This window comes from Pseudomonas sp. NY15374 (assembly GCF_048068255.1).
Classification (GTDB): domain Bacteria; phylum Pseudomonadota; class Gammaproteobacteria; order Pseudomonadales; family Pseudomonadaceae; genus Aquipseudomonas; species Aquipseudomonas machongensis.
On record NZ_JBLUPZ010000017.1, the window covers coordinates 21,728 to 37,743 of the forward strand.

Sequence of the window (16,016 nt, forward strand, 5' to 3'; positions counted from 1 at the left end):
CCAAACCGAAACTCAGGGGTTCGCCCTTCAGGAGCACAAGATGACCAAGATGAATGAGCTTTATGAGCAACGCAAGATATCCTACATCACTGACTCTTTTAAAGACCTGAAACCCGGCAGTGAACTCAAAGGTAAAGTGAAAAGACCTGGATACTCGCTCACGCTGAATCCCGACACCGGCGACGCCATGTTCTTTGTGGTCGAAGATGACGATAAAGGCACTAAGAGCATTATTGTCGGCGGAAATAACGGGCATTGGCCGGTTGAGGCGTCCTTTGAACTGACCTTCGCTAATTCGACAAACTATGTAGCGCTGGAATGCTTCTCTTCTTCCTGGGGCTATAGCCGTGTGGTCATCTATGACAAGGATGGCAACCCGCTGCACGAGGCCTCTGTTGATACCGGAACCGTTGTGAAGTATTCCGGCCCCGGTATCTATCGAGCAGTCTACGAAGGCCCCGTGGAAGAGTTCGGACTGACGATGCGTTTGATCTCCGTCACCCATGGACTCGCCCAGATCAAGGGCTCCTGAGTGTTGCGGCCCGAAGGCGCTGACATCGCCAGCGCCTTCGGTCCGAGAAGCCACCTCCCCCTACGGCATCCCCAACCACTCCGGCAACGCCAGCGAAATAAACGGCACATACGTCACCAGCACCAGGAACAACAACAGAATCGACAACCACGGCAACGCCGCACGAATCGTCTGCCCCAGCGTCAATCCAGTCACCGCGCTGGTCACGAACAGGTTCAACCCCACCGGCGGATGCACCAGGCCGATCTCCATGTTCACCACCATCACGATCCCCAGGTGAATCGGGTCGATGCCCAGCTTCATCGCGATCGGGAAGAAGATCGGCGCCAGGATCAGGATGATCGCCGAGGGCTCCATGAAGCTCCCCGCCACCAGCAGCACCACGTTGACCATGATCAGGAAGCCGATCGGCGTGAGGCCTTCGGAGAGCACCCACTGGGTGATCTGCTGGGGAATCTGCTCGGTGGTCAGCACGTGGGCGAAGAGCATGGCGTTGGCGATGATGAACAGCAGCATGATGGTCAGGCGGCCGGACTCGAGCAGCACCTTGGGGCAGTCCCTGAAGCTCATGTCCTTGTAGACGAACAGCGCGATGAACGCCGAGTACACCGCCGCCACGGCCGCGGCTTCGGTGGGGGTGAACATGCCGCTGTAGATGCCGCCGAGGATGATCACCAGCAGCAACAGGCCCCAGAACGCGCGGCGGGCGGTGCGCAGCCATTCGGCGAAGCTGGCACGCGGCTGGGCGGGGAGTTTCTTGATGCGGGCGACGATGTAGATGGTCACCATCAGGAAGACGCCCAGCAGGATCCCGGGTATCACACCGGCCATGAACAGCTTGCCGACCGAGGTTTCGGTGGCGGCCGAGTACACCACCATGACGATCGATGGCGGAATGAGGATGCCGAGGGTGCCGGCGTTGCAGATGATCCCGGCGCCGAACTCCTTCGGATAGCCCGAGCGCACCATGCCGGCCACGGCGATGGAGCCGACTGCGGCGACGGTGGCGGGCGAGGAGCCGGACAGCGCGGCGAACAGCATGCATGCCAGCACTGCGGCAATGGCCAGGCCGCCGCGGATGTGGCCGACGCAGGCGTTGGCGAAGTCGATCAGGCGCTGGGCGACGCCGCCGGTGGTCATGAACGCGCCCGACAGCAGGAAGAACGGGATCGCCAGGAAGGTGTAGCTGTCGGAGGTTTCGAACAGCTTGATCGCCAGCGAGCTGAGCGAGTCCTGGCTGAACAGCAGGATCGACACCGCGCCCGACAGGCCAAGGGAAATGGCGATCGGCACGCCGAGAAACATGAACACGAACAGCAGCAGGAACAGGCAGATAACGGTCATCAGTGTGACTCCTCGCCCGGGTTGGCCAGTTTGCTCGCTTCCGCTGCTTCATCCGCGAGGCCCAGACTGGTCTGGCGGTGGGTGAAGATGCGGTAGAGGATTTCCAGGTAGCGCACGATGATCAGGGCGAAGCCGAACGGCACGATCAGCGCGATATGGCCGATCTTGATGCCGTAGCGGTCGAGGTCTTCGGCACCGATACCGGCGACGAACACCGCGCTCACCCACCTGATGCTGGCGACCAGGAACAACCCGGCGTAGGCCAGGCAGCAGGCGCAGGCGATCATCGCCAGGATGCGTTGCACCGGCTTGCGCGCACGCCGCACCAGCACATCGACGCCAAGGTGGCCGGCGGTGCGCACGCCGTAGGCGATACCAAAGAAGATCAGCCAGCCGAACAGCGCCTTGGTCAGGGCGATGCTCCAGGTCATTTCCTGGGCGTAGCCCATGAGGTGGTCGCCGATGCCGAGCATCAGCTCGCTGGCGAAGCTCCAGTGGTCGCTGAGGGTGTAGAACAGGGTGTAGAGGTTGTTCAGCGCCACATAGATGAAGGTGATCAAGGTCATGGCTGCCAGGAGGAAGGCGATCATGCCCTCCTCGAAGTGCTCCCAGACGCGTCTGATCCTGTGCATGGGCATTCTCCGGACAGAAGGAAGCCGGGCCACCTGCGCTGCAGGTGGCCATGGGTGATGGGGGCGACGATCAGGACGGCTTGTTGGCGTCGTCGGCAGCCTTGATCAGGTCGGCGCCGATCTGGTCGGAGAACTTGTCCCACACCGGGCGCATGGCTTCACGCCACTGGGCGCGCTGCTCGGGCGTCAGCGGGTCGATCTCGCTGGTCTTGGCGTCGATGATCTTCTGCCGGGAAGCCTGGTTGAGTTCCTCGGCTTGCTTGTTCACCTCGACGGTGACCTTGTCCATGATCGCCTGCAGCTCGCCGCGCACGTCTTCAGGCAGGCTGTTCCAGAACTTGGCGTTGGTGATCACCATGTAGTCGATCAGGCCGTGGTTGGTCTCGGTGAAGAACGGCTGGACTTCGTTGACCTTCTGGCTCTCGTAGTTCGACCAGGTGTTCTCGGTGCCGTTGACGGTACCGGTCTGCAGGCCCTGGTAGACCTCGGCGAAGCTCATCTTGCGCGGGTTGGCGCGGATGGCCTTGAACTGCTCCTCGAGCACGCTGGAGGCCTGCACGCGGAACTTCAGGCCGCGGGCGTCCTTGGGCAGGATCACCTTCTTGTTCGCCGACAGCTGCTTGAGGCCGTTGTGCCAGTAGGCCAGGCCACGGATGCCCTTGTCTTCCATCGAGGTCAGCAGCGCCTTGCCCTGCGGGCCTTGCTGGAAGCGGTCGACGGCGGCGAGGTCGTTGAACAGGAACGGCAGGTCGAACAGTTGCACCTGCTTGTTGTAGTGCTCGAACTTGGCCAGCGACGGCGCGAGCATCTGCACATCGCCCAGCAGCAGGGCTTCCATCTCCTTGCCATCGCCGAACAGCGAGGAGTTGGGGTAGACCTCGACCTTGACCTTACCCTTGAGCTGCGGGTCGGCCTCGACCAGTTTCTGGAACATCAGCGCGCCCTGGCCCTTGGGCGTGCTGTCGGCCACGACGTGGGCGAACTTGATGATCACAGGATCGGCAGCCTGGGCGAGCCCGGCCATGGACACGGCGGCGGCGCACAACAGCGCCTGGGTCAGCTTCAACATCGGTGTCACCTTTTATTGTTGTTGGAAGGGGTCAGCAGGGAAGCGTTGCCAAGGGTACGATGGCCCAATCGGGCGTGTTTCGAGAATCAGCTTTTGTGTAAGCCCGCGTTTGGCTGGGGTGAACGCTCCTGGGTGGCGGATGGCACCGGCTATGCCGGTGATCGCGGGACAAGCCCGCTCCCACAGATACATCAGCGGGTATGGCACCGGCTTGGCCGGTGTTCGCGGGCAAGCCCGCTCCTACAGATACATCAGTGGGTATGGCACCGGCTTTGCCGGTATTCGCGGGCAAGCCCGCTCCTACAGATACATCAGTGGGTATGGCACCGGCTTTGCCGGTATTCGCGGGCAAGCCCGCTCCTACAGGTACAGCGTTGAGCCGAGAGTCAGCGCTGTAGCTGCCACTGTCTTGTTCAAAGTCTTAAACCAGCCCAGCTCCTGTGGGAGCGGGCTTGCCCGCGAAAAGGACACCGCGGTGTCGGGCACCGGCTTTGCCGGTGTTTGCGGGACGAGCCCGCTCCTACAGGGATTGGGCTGGCCTTTAGATTTTGATCAAGACAGTTGCACCCACAAATGCATCGGTGGGGATGCCGCCGGTTTGCCCCGCGAAAGGCCTAGGTGCTTTCGGCCAATGCCAACAGCCGCTGCGCCCGCAACAGCACCGGCGCATCGATCATCTGCCCATCGAGCTGGAACGCCCCGGCACCCTTGGCCGCCACACTGGCGTCCACCACCCGCCGTGCCCAGGCCAGCTCTTCGCTGCTCGGCGCCAGCACGCCATGAATCAACGGCACCTGGCTGGGATGGATGCACAGCGCCCCGCCATAGCCCATGTCATAGGCATGGCGCATGGCCCGCTGCTGCCCTTGCGGGTCGCCAATCGCCGGAAACACGCCGTCCAGCGGCGGCGCCAGCTCGGCGCCGCGCGAATGCAGTTGTACCGCCATGCGCGCCTGGTCGAGAAAACGCTGGGCCGAGGCGCTGTCGGTGTTGAGGTTCAGGTCCAGCGCCAGGTCCAGGCTGCCGAACGACAAACGCTCGACCCCCTCGGCACCGGCAATGCGCTCCAGTGCCAGCAAGCCCTTGGCCGTCTCGATGATCGGCAGCACCGGTTTGCCAGTGCGCGCAGCGACTGCGACCTGGGCGGCATTTTCCACCTTGGGCAGTAGCACGGCGCTGACGCCGGACTGCTGCGCGCAGAACGCCAGGTCATCGGCATGCCCGGCATGCTCCGGGGCATTGACCCTGACCCACACCCGCGCCTGCGGATGGGCCGTGAGAAAGGCCGCGAGATTATCACGCGCCTGAAGCTTGAGCGGCTCCTCGACGGCATCCTCGAAATCGACGATGACAGCATCGGCGCCCGCAGCCAGGGCCTTGGCAAAACGCTCGGGACGGCTGCCCGGCACGAACAGCGCCGAACGGACGATGGTTTGCGGCATCAGCAATCACTCCTTGTCATCAAACGACACCAGCAGCCGCCAGTCGGGCCTGGTCGTCGGCCGAGAAACCCAGCTCCTCGAGGATCGCCGCGCTGTGCTGCCCCAATCCCGGCACCGGGTCCATGCGCGGGGTAAAGGCGGCATTGCGCCCCGGCGGCAGCAACGACGGCAGCTTGCCAGCCGGGCTGTCGACCTCGCGCCAGCAGTCGCGAGCCTTGAGCTGCGGGTGCTGCCAGACGCCCTGCATGTCGTTGACCCGGGCGTTGGCGATCTGCGCGTCTTCGAGACGTGCCACCACCTCATCCAGCGACAGTTCGGCGAACCCGTCGATGATGATCTGGCGCAGCACCTCGCGGTTCTCCGAGCGCCGGAAGTTCGCGGAGAAACGCGCATCGCTGGCCAGCGCCGGGTCGAGCAGGACCTTTTCACAGAACAACTGCCATTCCCGCTCGTTCTGCAGCCCGAGCATGATGGTGCCGCCACCGCCGGTGGGGAACGGCCCGTACGGATAGATCGTCGAGTGCGAAGCGCCGGCCCGCGGTGGTGGCGGCGCGCCGTTGTAGGCGTAGTACATCGGGTAGCCCATCCATTCCACCAGGCTCTCCAGCATCGATACGTCGATGCGGCTGCCGATACCAGTCTTGTCACGCAGCAGCAGTGCCGACAGCACGCCGGTGTAGGCATACATACCGGCAGCGATATCGGCGACGGAGCATCCGGCCTTGGCCATCTGCTCGTCACCCGGCCCGCCGGTCACCGAGAGAAAGCCGCCCTCGCTCTGGATCAGCAGGTCGTAGGCCTTCTTCTTCTCGTACGGGCCACCTTCGCCGTAGCCGGAAATATCACAGACGATCAGCCGCGGAAAACGCGCGTGCAGGGCCTCGAACGACAACCCCATGCGCGCCGCCGCACCCGGCGCGAGGTTCTGCACCAGCACGTCAGCCTTGGCCAGCAGCGCCAGGAGGATGTCGTCGGCCTCGTCCTGCTTGAGGTCCAGGGTCAGGCTCTGCTTGGAGCGGTTGGTCCAGACGAAGTGCGAGGCCAGGCCATCGACACGCTGGTCGTAGCCACGGGCGAAGTCGCCGCTGCCGGGGCGCTCGATCTTGATCACGCGCGCGCCCAGGTCCGCGAGTTGGCGAGTGCAGAACGGCGCGGCGATGGCATGTTCCAGGCTGACGACAGTGATGCCGTCCAGCGGGCGGGGAGCGGATTGGGTCATGGCAAATTCCTGTTCGGTGTTCAATGCAGGTCCGCCAGCGACTGCGCGTCACGCAGTTGCCAGACGCGCTCGATCAGCGCACGGCCCTCGGCCTCGCTGCGCTGCCCGGCATAGGCCAGCAGGCGCTGGAACTTGGCTTCCAGCTCCGGGCGCGACAGGGTATTGCCGGGGTCGCCCTTGGGTTCGTCGATGGCCGCGCTGAACTGCCGGCCATCGACGCAGCGCACCTCGACCCGACCCAGCCAGCGCGCTGGATAGGCACCGTCCACTTCGGGGTCCAGTTGCATGCGCACCTTGTCGCGGAACGCGGCGATGCGCGGGTCGGTCAGTGCCAGGTCGCGGAACTCCAGCAACTGCGCGCTGCCGTGCACGGCGATCAGGCCGAGCACCGTGCCCATGGAGAACTTGGCCTGGTGCACGGTGCTCGGCGTGGTCACCCGCCCCAGCACATCGATGGCGCCCTGGTGCACGCGGGTGATGACTTCAGCGATCTGCTCATGGCCCAGCCCCTCGCGCTGCATCAGGTGCAGCAGCGCATCAGCCGCCGGGTGGGTGTGGCGGCACGAGGCGTGGAACTTGAACGAGGTTTCCGCCAGCGCCCAGCGCGTGGCGAGCCGGTCGGAGAGCCGCGCAGGGTCGGCGTCACTGGACATGCCCGCAGCCATGCCCTGGTCACCTTCGAGAATGTTGCGCGCCCCGCTCAGGCCATCGGCGGTGAGGTAGGCGGCAAGCAGGCCGTCGGCGGCGGCCTTGGCAGTGTGCAGTTGCTTGGAGTCGGCGGCGTCGCGCAGAAACTCCCACAGGCCGGCAGCCTGGGTACCGGCGCTGCCGAGCAGGTTGATGAACTGCTCCTGGTTGAAGTCCAGCAGCTTGCCCACGCCCACAGCGGCAGCCAGAGTGCCGACGGTGGCGGTGGTGTGGAAGATCCGATAGTGCGAACGGCCAAGGAATTCGCCGATGCGAATGCCGGCCTCGTAGCCAGCCACCGAGGCCAGCAGCAGGTCCTGGCCGGACTTGCCCAGGTCTTGCGCGGCCGCCAGCACGGCGGAGAACACCACGGTGGCCGGGTGCAGCACGGAGCTGTTGTGCAGGTCGTCCTGCTCGACCAGGTGCGAGGCGGCGCCGTTGACCAGCGCGGCGAAATAGGCCGAGGTGCGCCGGCCATTGGTCAGCACCCGCGCGCGACCCGACGAGGGCCCCATGCGCTCGGCGTAACGCTCGAACAGCGGGATCGGGTGCGATCCCTGGCTGGCCAGGGCCGAGCCGAGCCAGTCGAGGAACAGGTCTTCGGTGCGGTCCAGCACGCTGCCGGGGATGGCCTCATAGCGCAGGTCGGCCAGGAAGCTGGCCAGGGCTTGGGTATCACGCATGGTCGGCTCCTCAGAAGCTGCGCGGCAGCTCGAGCAAATGCTCGGCCACGTACGACAGGATCAGGTTGGTGGAGATCGGCGCCACCTGGTACAGGCGGGTCTCGCGGAACTTGCGCTCGACGTCGTATTCGTTGGCAAAGCCGAAGCCGCCGTGGGTCTGCAGGCAGGCATTGGCCGCTTCCCACGAGGCCTTGGCCGCGAGGTACTTGGCCATGTTCGCCGCCGCCCCGGCGTTGGCGCCGCTGTCGTATTCGGCGCAGGCGCGCCAGCGCATCAGGTCGGCGGCCTCGATCTCGATATGGGCCTCGGCGATGGGGAACTGCACCCCCTGGTTCTGCCCGATCGGGCGACCGAACACCACGCGGTCGCGGGCGTACTGGCTGGCCTTTTCGACGAACCAGCGCCCATCGCCGATGCACTCGGCGGCAATCAGCGTGCGCTCGGCGTTCAGGCCGTCGAGGATGTAGCGGAAGCCTTTGCCCTCCTCGCCAATCAGGCTGCTGGCCGGGATTTCCAGGTTGTCGAAGAACAGCTCGTTGGTCTCGTGGTTGACCATGTTGGCGATCGGCTGCACGGTCAGGCCGTTGCCGATCGCTTCACGCAGGTCGACCAGGAAAATCGACATGCCTTCGGATTTCTTCTTCACCTCCGGCAGCGGCGTGGTGCGCGCCAGCAGGATCATCAGGTCCGAATGCTGCACGCGCGAGATCCACACTTTCTGCCCATTGATCACGTACTTGTCGCCCTGGCGCACGGCAGTGGTCTTGATCTTGGTGGTGTCGGTGCCGGTGGTCGGCTCGGTCACGCCCATCGACTGCAGGCGCAGCTCGCCACTGGCGAGCTTGGGCAGGTAGAAGCGCTTCTGCTCGTCGCTGCCGTTTCGCAGCAAGGTGAACATGTTGTACATCTGCCCGTGGATGGTGCCGGAGTTGCCGCCACAGCGGTTGACCTCCTCGAGAATCACCGACGCCTCGGCCAGGCCCAGGCCCGACCCGCCGTACTCCTCGGGGATCATCGCCGACAGCCAGCCGGCATCGGTCATGGCCTTGACGAAGGCTTCCGGAAAACTTTTTTCTTCATCGATCCGGCGCCAGTATTCGGCGGGGAATTCGGCGCACAGGGCGCGCACGCCCTCGCGGATGGCATTGAGGTCATCGCTGTCGTAGCTGTGCATGTGTGGACTCTCTGCGAAGGCTTGAGGAAGTCAGTCGAAGGTCACTTCGGCGCTCTGTGCAGTGCCGTCGGCGTTGCCGGCCCACAGGCGTGCCTTGCCCGGCGCCTCGATGCAGCCACTGACCTGGAATGCTGCAGGCAAGGTCAGCGGCCGCACACCGCGGTAGGCGAAGTGGCGCACGGGCTTGTCGGGGTGGGCCCGCACGAAGGCGCGCAGGTTGAGGGTGGCGATCATCGGGCCATGCACCACCAGGCCGGGGTAGCCTTCGGTCTCGGTGACGTAGGGGTGGTCGTAGTGGATGCGGTGGCCGTTGAAGGTGATCGCCGAGTAGCGGAACAGCAACGTCGGCGTCGGGGTGATGGTTTCGCTCCACTCACCCACCTCGCTCGGCGTGCCGCTGCCGCGCTTGGGCGGATTGGGCTCGCGGTAGACGATGTCCTGCTCCTCGCGGATGCACAGGCGGCCGTCCTGGGAGTAGTCGTGGCGCACGGTGACGAACAGCAGTGCGCCGGTGCGTCCGTGCTTTTCCTCGATGTGCAGGATGGTCGACAGCCGGTGGGCTTCACCGCCGACTTTCAGCGGCGCGATGAACTCGACCCGCCCACCAGCCCACATGCGGTTGCGGTTGTCGGCCGGTGGCAGGAAGCCGCCACGGGCAGGATGACCGTCGCTGCCCAGTTGCGGCTCTGGCAGCGGCTCCTGGAAGAAGCACCAGGTCCACAGGTGCGGCAGCGCGTCGCCATGGCCTGGCGCGGCCTCGCCGAAGGTCGCGGCAATGCGCTTGACCAGATTGCGGCTGAGCACATCCCAGGCCTCTTCGGTGCGGCCGATCCAGGCGCTGAAGTCGGTGGGCGAAGTCGAAGCAGTCATGAGCATGGGCCTCTGCATTTGTTGTTATGGGCCGATCATGCGAGGCGCCCGGCATTCTGTGAATTTGCATTTGCGTAAACCAGCGTTCATAAATGCCGAACGCCTCTGCTACGACAGGACTCCCCCATGCACTTCGACCTGGCTGACTTGCGGCTCTTCATCCACATCGGCGAATCGCCGAGCCTCACCCAAGGTGCGCGCCGTGCGTTTCTCTCCCCCGCCGCAGCCAGCGCGCGGATCAAGGCCCTCGAGGCGCAGCTCGACACCCGCCTGCTGTACCGCGACAGCCGTGGCGTGGAGCTGACGCCCGCCGGTCAGAAACTGCTGACCCATGCGCGCCTGATCATGCGTCAGGTGGAGTACCTCAAGGCCGAGTTCACCCAGTTCGGCACCGACTCGGCCGGGCACATCCGCATCTTCGCCAACACCACTGCGGTGACCGAGTTCCTGCCCGAAGTGCTGGCGGGGTTTCTCGCCCAGCGGCCGGGAGTGACGGTCGATCTGCAAGAGCGGCTGTCACGCGATATCGTGCGCGGGGTGCTCGATGGCAGCAGCGACATGGGCATCATCGCCGGGCCCGTGGAGGCGGCCGGGCTTCAGGTGATGCGCTTCAGTACCGACCGGCTGGTGCTGATCGTGCCGGCCGGTCACGAGCTGGCGGGCCGCAAGCAGGTGACGCTCAAGCAGACCCTGGCCTACCAGCACATCGGCCTGCATGACGGCAGCACCTTGCTGACCTTCTTGCGCGATCACGTCGAGCGTATTGGCCAGAGCCTGGCGCTGCGGATCCAGATGTCGAGCTTCGAGGCGATCTGCCGGATGGTCGAGGCCGGCGTGGGGATCGGGATCATCCCCGAGTCTTCGGCGATCCGGCACAGCCACACCATGAACCTGGTGACCATCGAGCTGGATGAGCCGTGGGCGGTGCGTGAGCGCAGCATCCTGGTGCGCGAGCTGGATGCATTGCCGGGGACGGTACGGGCGTTGATCGCGACATTGATGCCGCAAGCGGATGGCACCGACGCTGACGGTGTTCGCGGGTGACCCTGTGCGATTGGACTGACCTTTGGATTTTGAACAAGACAGTTGCCTTCACAGCTGCGGGGGGCTTTTGTGGGAGCGGGCTTGCCCGCGAAAAGGACACCGCGCTGCCTGGCACGGGCTACGCCCGTGTTCGCGGGCAAGCCCGCTCCTACAGGGATTGGGCAGGCGTTGGGGTCTTGAACAAGACAGTTGTTCCCCCAAAGCTCCCTCAAGATCACATCCCCAACTGCCCCAGCGTACGCCGCGCCTGGGCTGCTTCCATGCAGACATACAGCCGGTCGGTCAGCGCCTGCAGATCGACGCGCCGCCCGTCCACCACCGGCGTGCACACCCACAACTTCACCCGCAAGCCACCGGCCACTGGCCACGCATCCGGCGCCACCAGTGACTTGAAGCAGGCCGGCGCGAGCTGCGGTGCACGGCTGATGGCTGCCAGCGAAAACACCAGCGTCATGCTCAGATGACGCTGGTAGATTTCGAACCCATCGAAACAGTACAAGGGCGTCGGCGCGTGCGAGTTGGCGAACAGCACAGAGTCGTCAGTCACACTCAACACACACTTGCCATGTCGGCGGCGCAGCCCCTCGGCGAGCGCCAGCCCAGCCACGCCGGCAACCAGCAGCAGCACGCCAGGCCCCCACAGCAACCAGTGCCCGGATTGCATCTGCCACTGCGTAGGCAAACTGGCCAGCCAGCCGCCGACCAACACCAGCGAAAACGCCAGCAACGCACAGGCCAGCGCCTTGCCACGCGAGGATTCGTGCAGCGCCCATGGCTTGCAGGACTCCTCCGCGTGAGCCCTGAGCCAGGCCAGCAAGGTTTCCCGGTCGGTGTCAGCCATGAACCTGCAGGGCATCCAGTTGCTGCTGTGCACAGGCGGCGTCGCGGTAGGCACCCAGCAGCGCAGCGATTTCGTCGCAGTCCAGCTTGCGCCCACCGGTCATCAGCCCGGCAGAGTGGATGCGTACATGCGGCTCGGGTTTGTTCAGCGCCATGGCCTGGTTGCCGAATACCTGCAACCTCGCCACATGGTGCGTGGGCAGATGGGCGTGAGAGTCGAGCGTGAGTTTCTGCAGGGTCAGCAGCCCTTCGTCCTTGACCAGGATGTCCTGCACCTCGGCCATTTCGATCGGCGCATCGAGCGTATCGACGAACAGCTGACGACGGGTCAGGCGCATGAACACCTGCTTGCCCGCGTCCCGGTGCTGCCAGGTGACGAGCAGGGAAAACACGACCAGGAAGCCAGCGCATACCGTCAGCCCGGTTCGCCCCATGTTGATGGCCATCGCCAGCATGCCCAGCGATACCAGCAACATGATCGGGCCCCACAGCTTGTAGCGTCGGGAGTTGGTGAATTCGGTCTGCTCAGGAACTCGCTCGATCATCAGACGCAGTTCGGCGATCACGCGGTCGCGCTGGGCCGCTCGGGACTGGCCGTACTCATCGGGAGAAAGGGAGGGATCAGGGTGTTGTGGCGTGTTCATGGCTTACTCGTTACGGGCATTGAGGTAATCGGTCAGGAACGCCTGGGCGTTGCCCTGTTCGGACAGGGCCTGCGAGTAGCCGATCTTCAGCGCCTGGGCTTCGCCCGGCAGGTACAGTTCGCTGGCGCTCCAGCTGTCCGAACCCTGGATCACCAATGCAGCGAACTTCTGGCCGTCGACCGTGGTGTAGTAGCGGGTCAGCTTGTCGGTCTTCTCGACTTTCATCTTCTGGATGCGCATGTTCCAGTCGTGGTCGACGCCCTCGACCTGCACCAGCGCCTCGTTGGCGCTGCGCTCACCGATACGCAGGGTCCAGACCTTCACGCCCTGCTCGCCGGCATACGCCACGACCTTTTCGGCCACCGATGGACGCTCCTCGGCCTGGGCCATGGCGCCCACAAGCGCCAGCGCTGCGACCATGCCGGCCGCCCATCTGCGATGAATCGACATACTGCTTGCTCCTCGAAATTCTGGGGCCTTGTATTGAAAGGGGCATGGGCCAGCCTGCCAACCGGCCTGGCCGCTGCGCACAACAAACAGGCCGTCGCGCACAATGGCTGACGCCCGAGGCGTGTTCGCGTTAACATTCCGCCACCCGCCACGACACCCTATGGACAGGCTTGGCAGATGGAACACTGGACCCCTTACCTGGACATGCAGTTCAGCTTCGACCGCCCAGGCTCGCTGGCCCAGGCGGGCGTCCTCGACAGCGCCGCCAGCCACGTCATGGGCAGTGCGATCGGTCATTACCGCGCCCACACCGTGCGTGCGCACCTGCAGTACTTCGACTGCGACCTGCAATTTCCCGAGCCGCTGCGCATCCACAAGGTGTTGCCCGACAGCCTGTGCCTGGTGCACATGCTCAGCGGCCAATGGCAGCACCGGGTCGACGGCCAGCTCAACCACTACCTCACCGGCAAGACCTATGCGCTGGGCCTGAGCGAGCACATGGAAGCCTTCGACCAGTTGCCCGCCGACAGCCATGCGCGCATGGCCGGGTTGCGCGTCGGTGCCGACTATCTGCGCGAACTGGCCGAGGAAGATCCGCACCTGCAGTCCTTGATCGGGTTGCTCGACGACGGCATGAAATTCACCGATTTCGAACGCTGCCCGGCGCTGGGTCGCCTGCTGCAGCAGCTCTACCATTCGCCCTACCACGGCACGCTCAAGCGCCTGCACCAGGAAAGCCTGAGCCTCGCCGTGCTGGTGGAACTGGCCACGCACCTCGGCAACCGTCCGCTGGCGCCTGCGCCGACGGTTCGCGGCCAGCGCGACCTGGCCCATGAGGCGCGGCGCCTGCTCGACCTGAACCTGGTCGACCCGCCCGGCAGCCTGGCGCTGGCCCGACAGCTAGGGGTGGGCGAAACCACCCTGCGCCGCGCCTTCGCCAAGGTGTTCGGCCAGTCGATGCTGCAGTACCTGCGCCAGCAGCGCATGGAGCTGGCCCGCACGTTGTTGCTGCAACGCAAATGGCAGGTGGCACAGATCGCCTATCGCCTGGGCTATGCCAACCCGGCCAATTTCAGCAACGCCTACAAGGCCTACCACGGGCATCCGCCGGGTATGGAGTGATCGCCTGCGCTGTGAAAGCTGTGAGCTGTTGTGAATCGTTGTGAAGCCTCACAATACTAGCCAATTGCCCATGCTACCGTCCGGAGCCGTCATCAAGACGACCCCTTCATTTCCGTTTCGGGAGCAGCGCCAATGTCTACCATCACCCCCGCTGGTAGCGGGTCCAATACTCCAAAAGCCTCGAGCTCGGCCTTCGACAACCGCCTGGACACCGCCAAGTCGAGCCAGGTAATCGCCGATTACATGCGCCAGACCGGCAAGTCGGCCATCACCAAGGACGAACTCGACAAGCTGGCCGACAACAAGTCAGGCAACGTGCCGGCCAATGTGTCGGATGCGGCGAAATACATGCAGCGCCACCCGGATGTGTTCACTGCCATCGAAACCCATGACGTACCCGGCGCCGACAACCTGTCCGGGGTATGGAACTTCGATTGGGCGGCCAAGGGCGGCCTGGCCGGCACGCCGACCGACGCCATCGCCAAGATGCAGGACACCTTCGACCTGGCGATCGAGAAGTCGGCGAAGATCACTGAAGTGACCACAGGCAAGAAAGCCGAGCTGGATGCGACCAAGCAGCGGCCGAGCAACTGATTCAAGGCGGTATGCGGGTTCTCCCCTGCTGCCGCTCAGTACCTTGTGGGGACAACTGTGTTGTTCAAACTCTAAGGCCAGCCCAATCCCTTGTGGGAGCGGCGGTTCGGCGCTCCGACTGGTCCCGCGAACACGGGCGTAGCCCGTGCCAGGCAGCGCGGTGTCTTTTTCGCGGGCAAGTCGGGACGCCGAACCGCCGCTCCTACAGGGAATGGGCTAGCTCCCAGGGATGCCCCATCAGTGCTTGATCATCACATGCCGAATGGCTGTGTAATCCTCCAGCCCATACATCGACATGTCCTTGCCATACCCGGACAACTTCACCCCGCCATGGGGCATCTCGCTGACCAGCATGAAATGGGTGTTCACCCAGGTGCAGCCATACTGCAAGCGCGCCGCCAGCCGGTGCGCGCGGCCAACGTCCTGGGTCCACACCGACGACGCCAGCCCATAGTCCGAGTCGTTGGCCCACTCCAGCGCCTGGGCCTCGTCGCTGAACTCGGTCACCGACACCACCGGCCCGAAGATCTCGCGCCGCACCACTTCATCGTCCTGCTGCGCGCCCGCCAATACCGTCGGCTCGAAGAAGAACCCCGCCCGGTCGGCGCGCTTGCCGCCGGTGGTGACCTGGATATGCGGCACCTGCCGCGCCCGCTCGACGAAACCGCTGACGCGCTCCAGGTGCTGCTGGGTGATCAACGGTCCCAGCTCGGTCTCGGGATCGTCCTGCTCGCCAAGGCGGATGCTCGCCACCGCCGCCGTGAGCTTGTCGACGAAGGCCTGGTACACACCCTTCTGAACATACAACCGGCAGGCCGCCGTGCAGTCCTGCCCGGCGTTGTAGAAGCCGAACGCACGGATACCTTCGACTGCGGCATCGATGTCGGCATCGTCGAAGATGATCACCGGCGCCTTGCCGCCCAACTCCATGTGCATGCGCTTAACGGTATCGGCAGTGCCGGCGATGATGCGGCTACCGGTGGCCACGGAGCCTGTCAGCGAGACCATGCGCACCTTGGGGTGGGTCGTCAGCGGCTCGCCCACGCTCGGGCCTCGGCCGAACACCAGGTTGACCACACCCGCCGGGAAGATGCCCGCCATCAGTTCGCCCAGGCGCAGGGCCGTCAGCGGCGTCTGCTCGGACGGCTTGAGCACCACGGTATTGCCCGCCGCCAAGGCCGGGCCAAGCTTCCAGGCGGCCATCATCAACGGGTAGTTCCACGGTGCGATCGACGCCACCACACCCACCGGGTCGCGGCGGATCATCGAGGTGTGCCCCGGCAGGTACTCACCCGCCGCCGAGCCCTGCAACACACGGCTGGCGCCGGCGAAGAAGCGGAACACATCGGCCACTGCCGGCAGTTCGTCGTTCAGCGCAGCCTGGTAGGGTTTGCCACAGTTGTTCGACTCCAGCCGCGCCAGCTCCTCGGCATGCGCATCGATGGCATCGGCCAGCTTGAGCAACAGCAGCGAGCGATCCTTGGGGGCGGTCTGGGACCAGCCTTCGAACGCCGCGTCGGCTGCGCGCACGGCGATGTCGACCTGGGCCGGCGTGGCTTCGGCAATTTCCACCAGGGTGGTGCCGAGCGCCGGGTTGAGCACGGCGAGCGACTCGCCTTCACCGGCGACCAGTTGGCCGTTGATCAGCAGTTTGGTTTGCATGAAGCGCT

The 16,016-nt window shown here is 64.7% G+C and carries 16 protein-coding genes; 4 read left to right on the plus strand and 12 right to left on the minus strand.

The features are described from left to right. Positions 1–40 precede the first annotated feature (40 nt). Positions 41–532, plus strand: a complete 492-nt coding sequence (locus tag ACNFHO_RS25830) for a hypothetical protein (RefSeq protein ID WP_416767804.1) — start codon at positions 41–43, stop codon at positions 530–532. A gap of 60 nt (positions 533–592) precedes the next feature. On the opposite strand, the gene dctM is transcribed toward ACNFHO_RS25830, so the two are convergent. From dctM to ACNFHO_RS25870, 8 genes are all read right to left on the minus strand, one after another. Further along, a complete protein-coding gene (gene dctM / locus ACNFHO_RS25835) occupies positions 593–1,876 on the minus strand; it encodes a C4-dicarboxylate TRAP transporter large permease protein DctM (protein ID WP_054895247.1) in 1,284 nt (427 codons plus the stop codon). Then, positions 1,876–2,508, minus strand: coding sequence for a TRAP transporter small permease (locus tag ACNFHO_RS25840; protein ID WP_416767806.1), 633 nt, complete (start codon positions 2,506–2,508; stop codon positions 1,876–1,878). The genes dctM and ACNFHO_RS25840 overlap by 1 nt, the downstream gene beginning before the upstream one ends. A gap of 70 nt (positions 2,509–2,578) precedes the next feature. Beyond that, a complete protein-coding gene (locus ACNFHO_RS25845; RefSeq protein WP_416767807.1) occupies positions 2,579–3,577 on the minus strand; it encodes a TRAP transporter substrate-binding protein in 999 nt (332 codons plus the stop codon). A 614-nt stretch (positions 3,578–4,191) separates the two neighbouring features. After that, positions 4,192–5,019 (minus strand): HpcH/HpaI aldolase/citrate lyase family protein, encoded by an 828-nt coding sequence (locus ACNFHO_RS25850; protein WP_416767809.1) that lies wholly within the window; start codon positions 5,017–5,019, stop codon positions 4,192–4,194. A gap of 19 nt (positions 5,020–5,038) precedes the next feature. Beyond that, positions 5,039–6,238, minus strand: a complete 1,200-nt coding sequence (locus ACNFHO_RS25855; protein ID WP_054895251.1) for a CaiB/BaiF CoA transferase family protein — start codon at positions 6,236–6,238, stop codon at positions 5,039–5,041. A 20-nt stretch (positions 6,239–6,258) separates the two neighbouring features. Further along, complete coding sequence (locus tag ACNFHO_RS25860; protein WP_416767811.1) at positions 6,259–7,608, minus strand: MmgE/PrpD family protein; 1,350 nt, start codon at positions 7,606–7,608, stop codon at positions 6,259–6,261. A gap of 10 nt (positions 7,609–7,618) precedes the next feature. Next, a complete protein-coding gene (locus tag ACNFHO_RS25865; protein ID WP_323453049.1) occupies positions 7,619–8,782 on the minus strand; it encodes an acyl-CoA dehydrogenase family protein in 1,164 nt (387 codons plus the stop codon). A 30-nt stretch (positions 8,783–8,812) separates the two neighbouring features. Then, positions 8,813–9,652, minus strand: coding sequence for an FAS1-like dehydratase domain-containing protein (locus tag ACNFHO_RS25870; RefSeq protein WP_063546886.1), 840 nt, complete (start codon positions 9,650–9,652; stop codon positions 8,813–8,815). A gap of 126 nt (positions 9,653–9,778) precedes the next feature. Here ACNFHO_RS25870 and ACNFHO_RS25875 point away from each other — a divergent pair, with 126 nt between their 5' ends. Beyond that, entirely contained in the window at positions 9,779–10,696 is a 918-nt protein-coding gene (locus ACNFHO_RS25875) for a LysR family transcriptional regulator (RefSeq protein ID WP_112899206.1), read from the plus strand. A 214-nt stretch (positions 10,697–10,910) separates the two neighbouring features. Here the strand turns inward: ACNFHO_RS25875 and ACNFHO_RS25880 are convergent, their stop codons facing one another. From ACNFHO_RS25880 to ACNFHO_RS25890, 3 genes are read right to left on the minus strand one after another with little or no spacing between them, the layout of a single operon-like run. After that, on the minus strand, positions 10,911–11,537 hold the full coding sequence (locus ACNFHO_RS25880) for a hypothetical protein (RefSeq protein ID WP_204360748.1): 627 nt from the start codon (positions 11,535–11,537) through the stop codon (positions 10,911–10,913). Continuing rightward, positions 11,530–12,180: a hypothetical protein gene (locus tag ACNFHO_RS25885; RefSeq protein WP_063546167.1), complete on the minus strand. Its 651-nt coding sequence runs from the start codon at positions 12,178–12,180 to the stop codon at positions 11,530–11,532. Before ACNFHO_RS25885 ends, ACNFHO_RS25880 begins: the two co-directional genes overlap by 8 nt. A 3-nt stretch (positions 12,181–12,183) precedes the next feature. Further along, the gene (locus ACNFHO_RS25890; protein ID WP_063546168.1) at positions 12,184–12,630 is read right to left on the minus strand and encodes a hypothetical protein; all 447 of its coding nucleotides are present in this window, start codon (positions 12,628–12,630) and stop codon (positions 12,184–12,186) included. 177 nt (positions 12,631–12,807) lie between these two features. Between ACNFHO_RS25890 and ACNFHO_RS25895 the strand changes: the two genes are divergently transcribed. Both ACNFHO_RS25895 and ACNFHO_RS25900 read left to right on the plus strand, forming a co-directional pair. After that, positions 12,808–13,752, plus strand: a complete 945-nt coding sequence (locus tag ACNFHO_RS25895) for a helix-turn-helix transcriptional regulator (protein WP_063546169.1) — start codon at positions 12,808–12,810, stop codon at positions 13,750–13,752. Positions 13,753–13,884: 132 nt separating this feature from the next. Further along, entirely contained in the window at positions 13,885–14,346 is a 462-nt protein-coding gene (locus ACNFHO_RS25900) for a hypothetical protein (protein WP_054895259.1), read from the plus strand. Between the two features lie 237 nt (positions 14,347–14,583). Here the strand turns inward: ACNFHO_RS25900 and ACNFHO_RS25905 are convergent, their stop codons facing one another. Further along, positions 14,584–16,008, minus strand: coding sequence for a gamma-aminobutyraldehyde dehydrogenase (locus ACNFHO_RS25905; protein ID WP_416767813.1), 1,425 nt, complete (start codon positions 16,006–16,008; stop codon positions 14,584–14,586). Positions 16,009–16,016 lie beyond the last annotated feature (8 nt).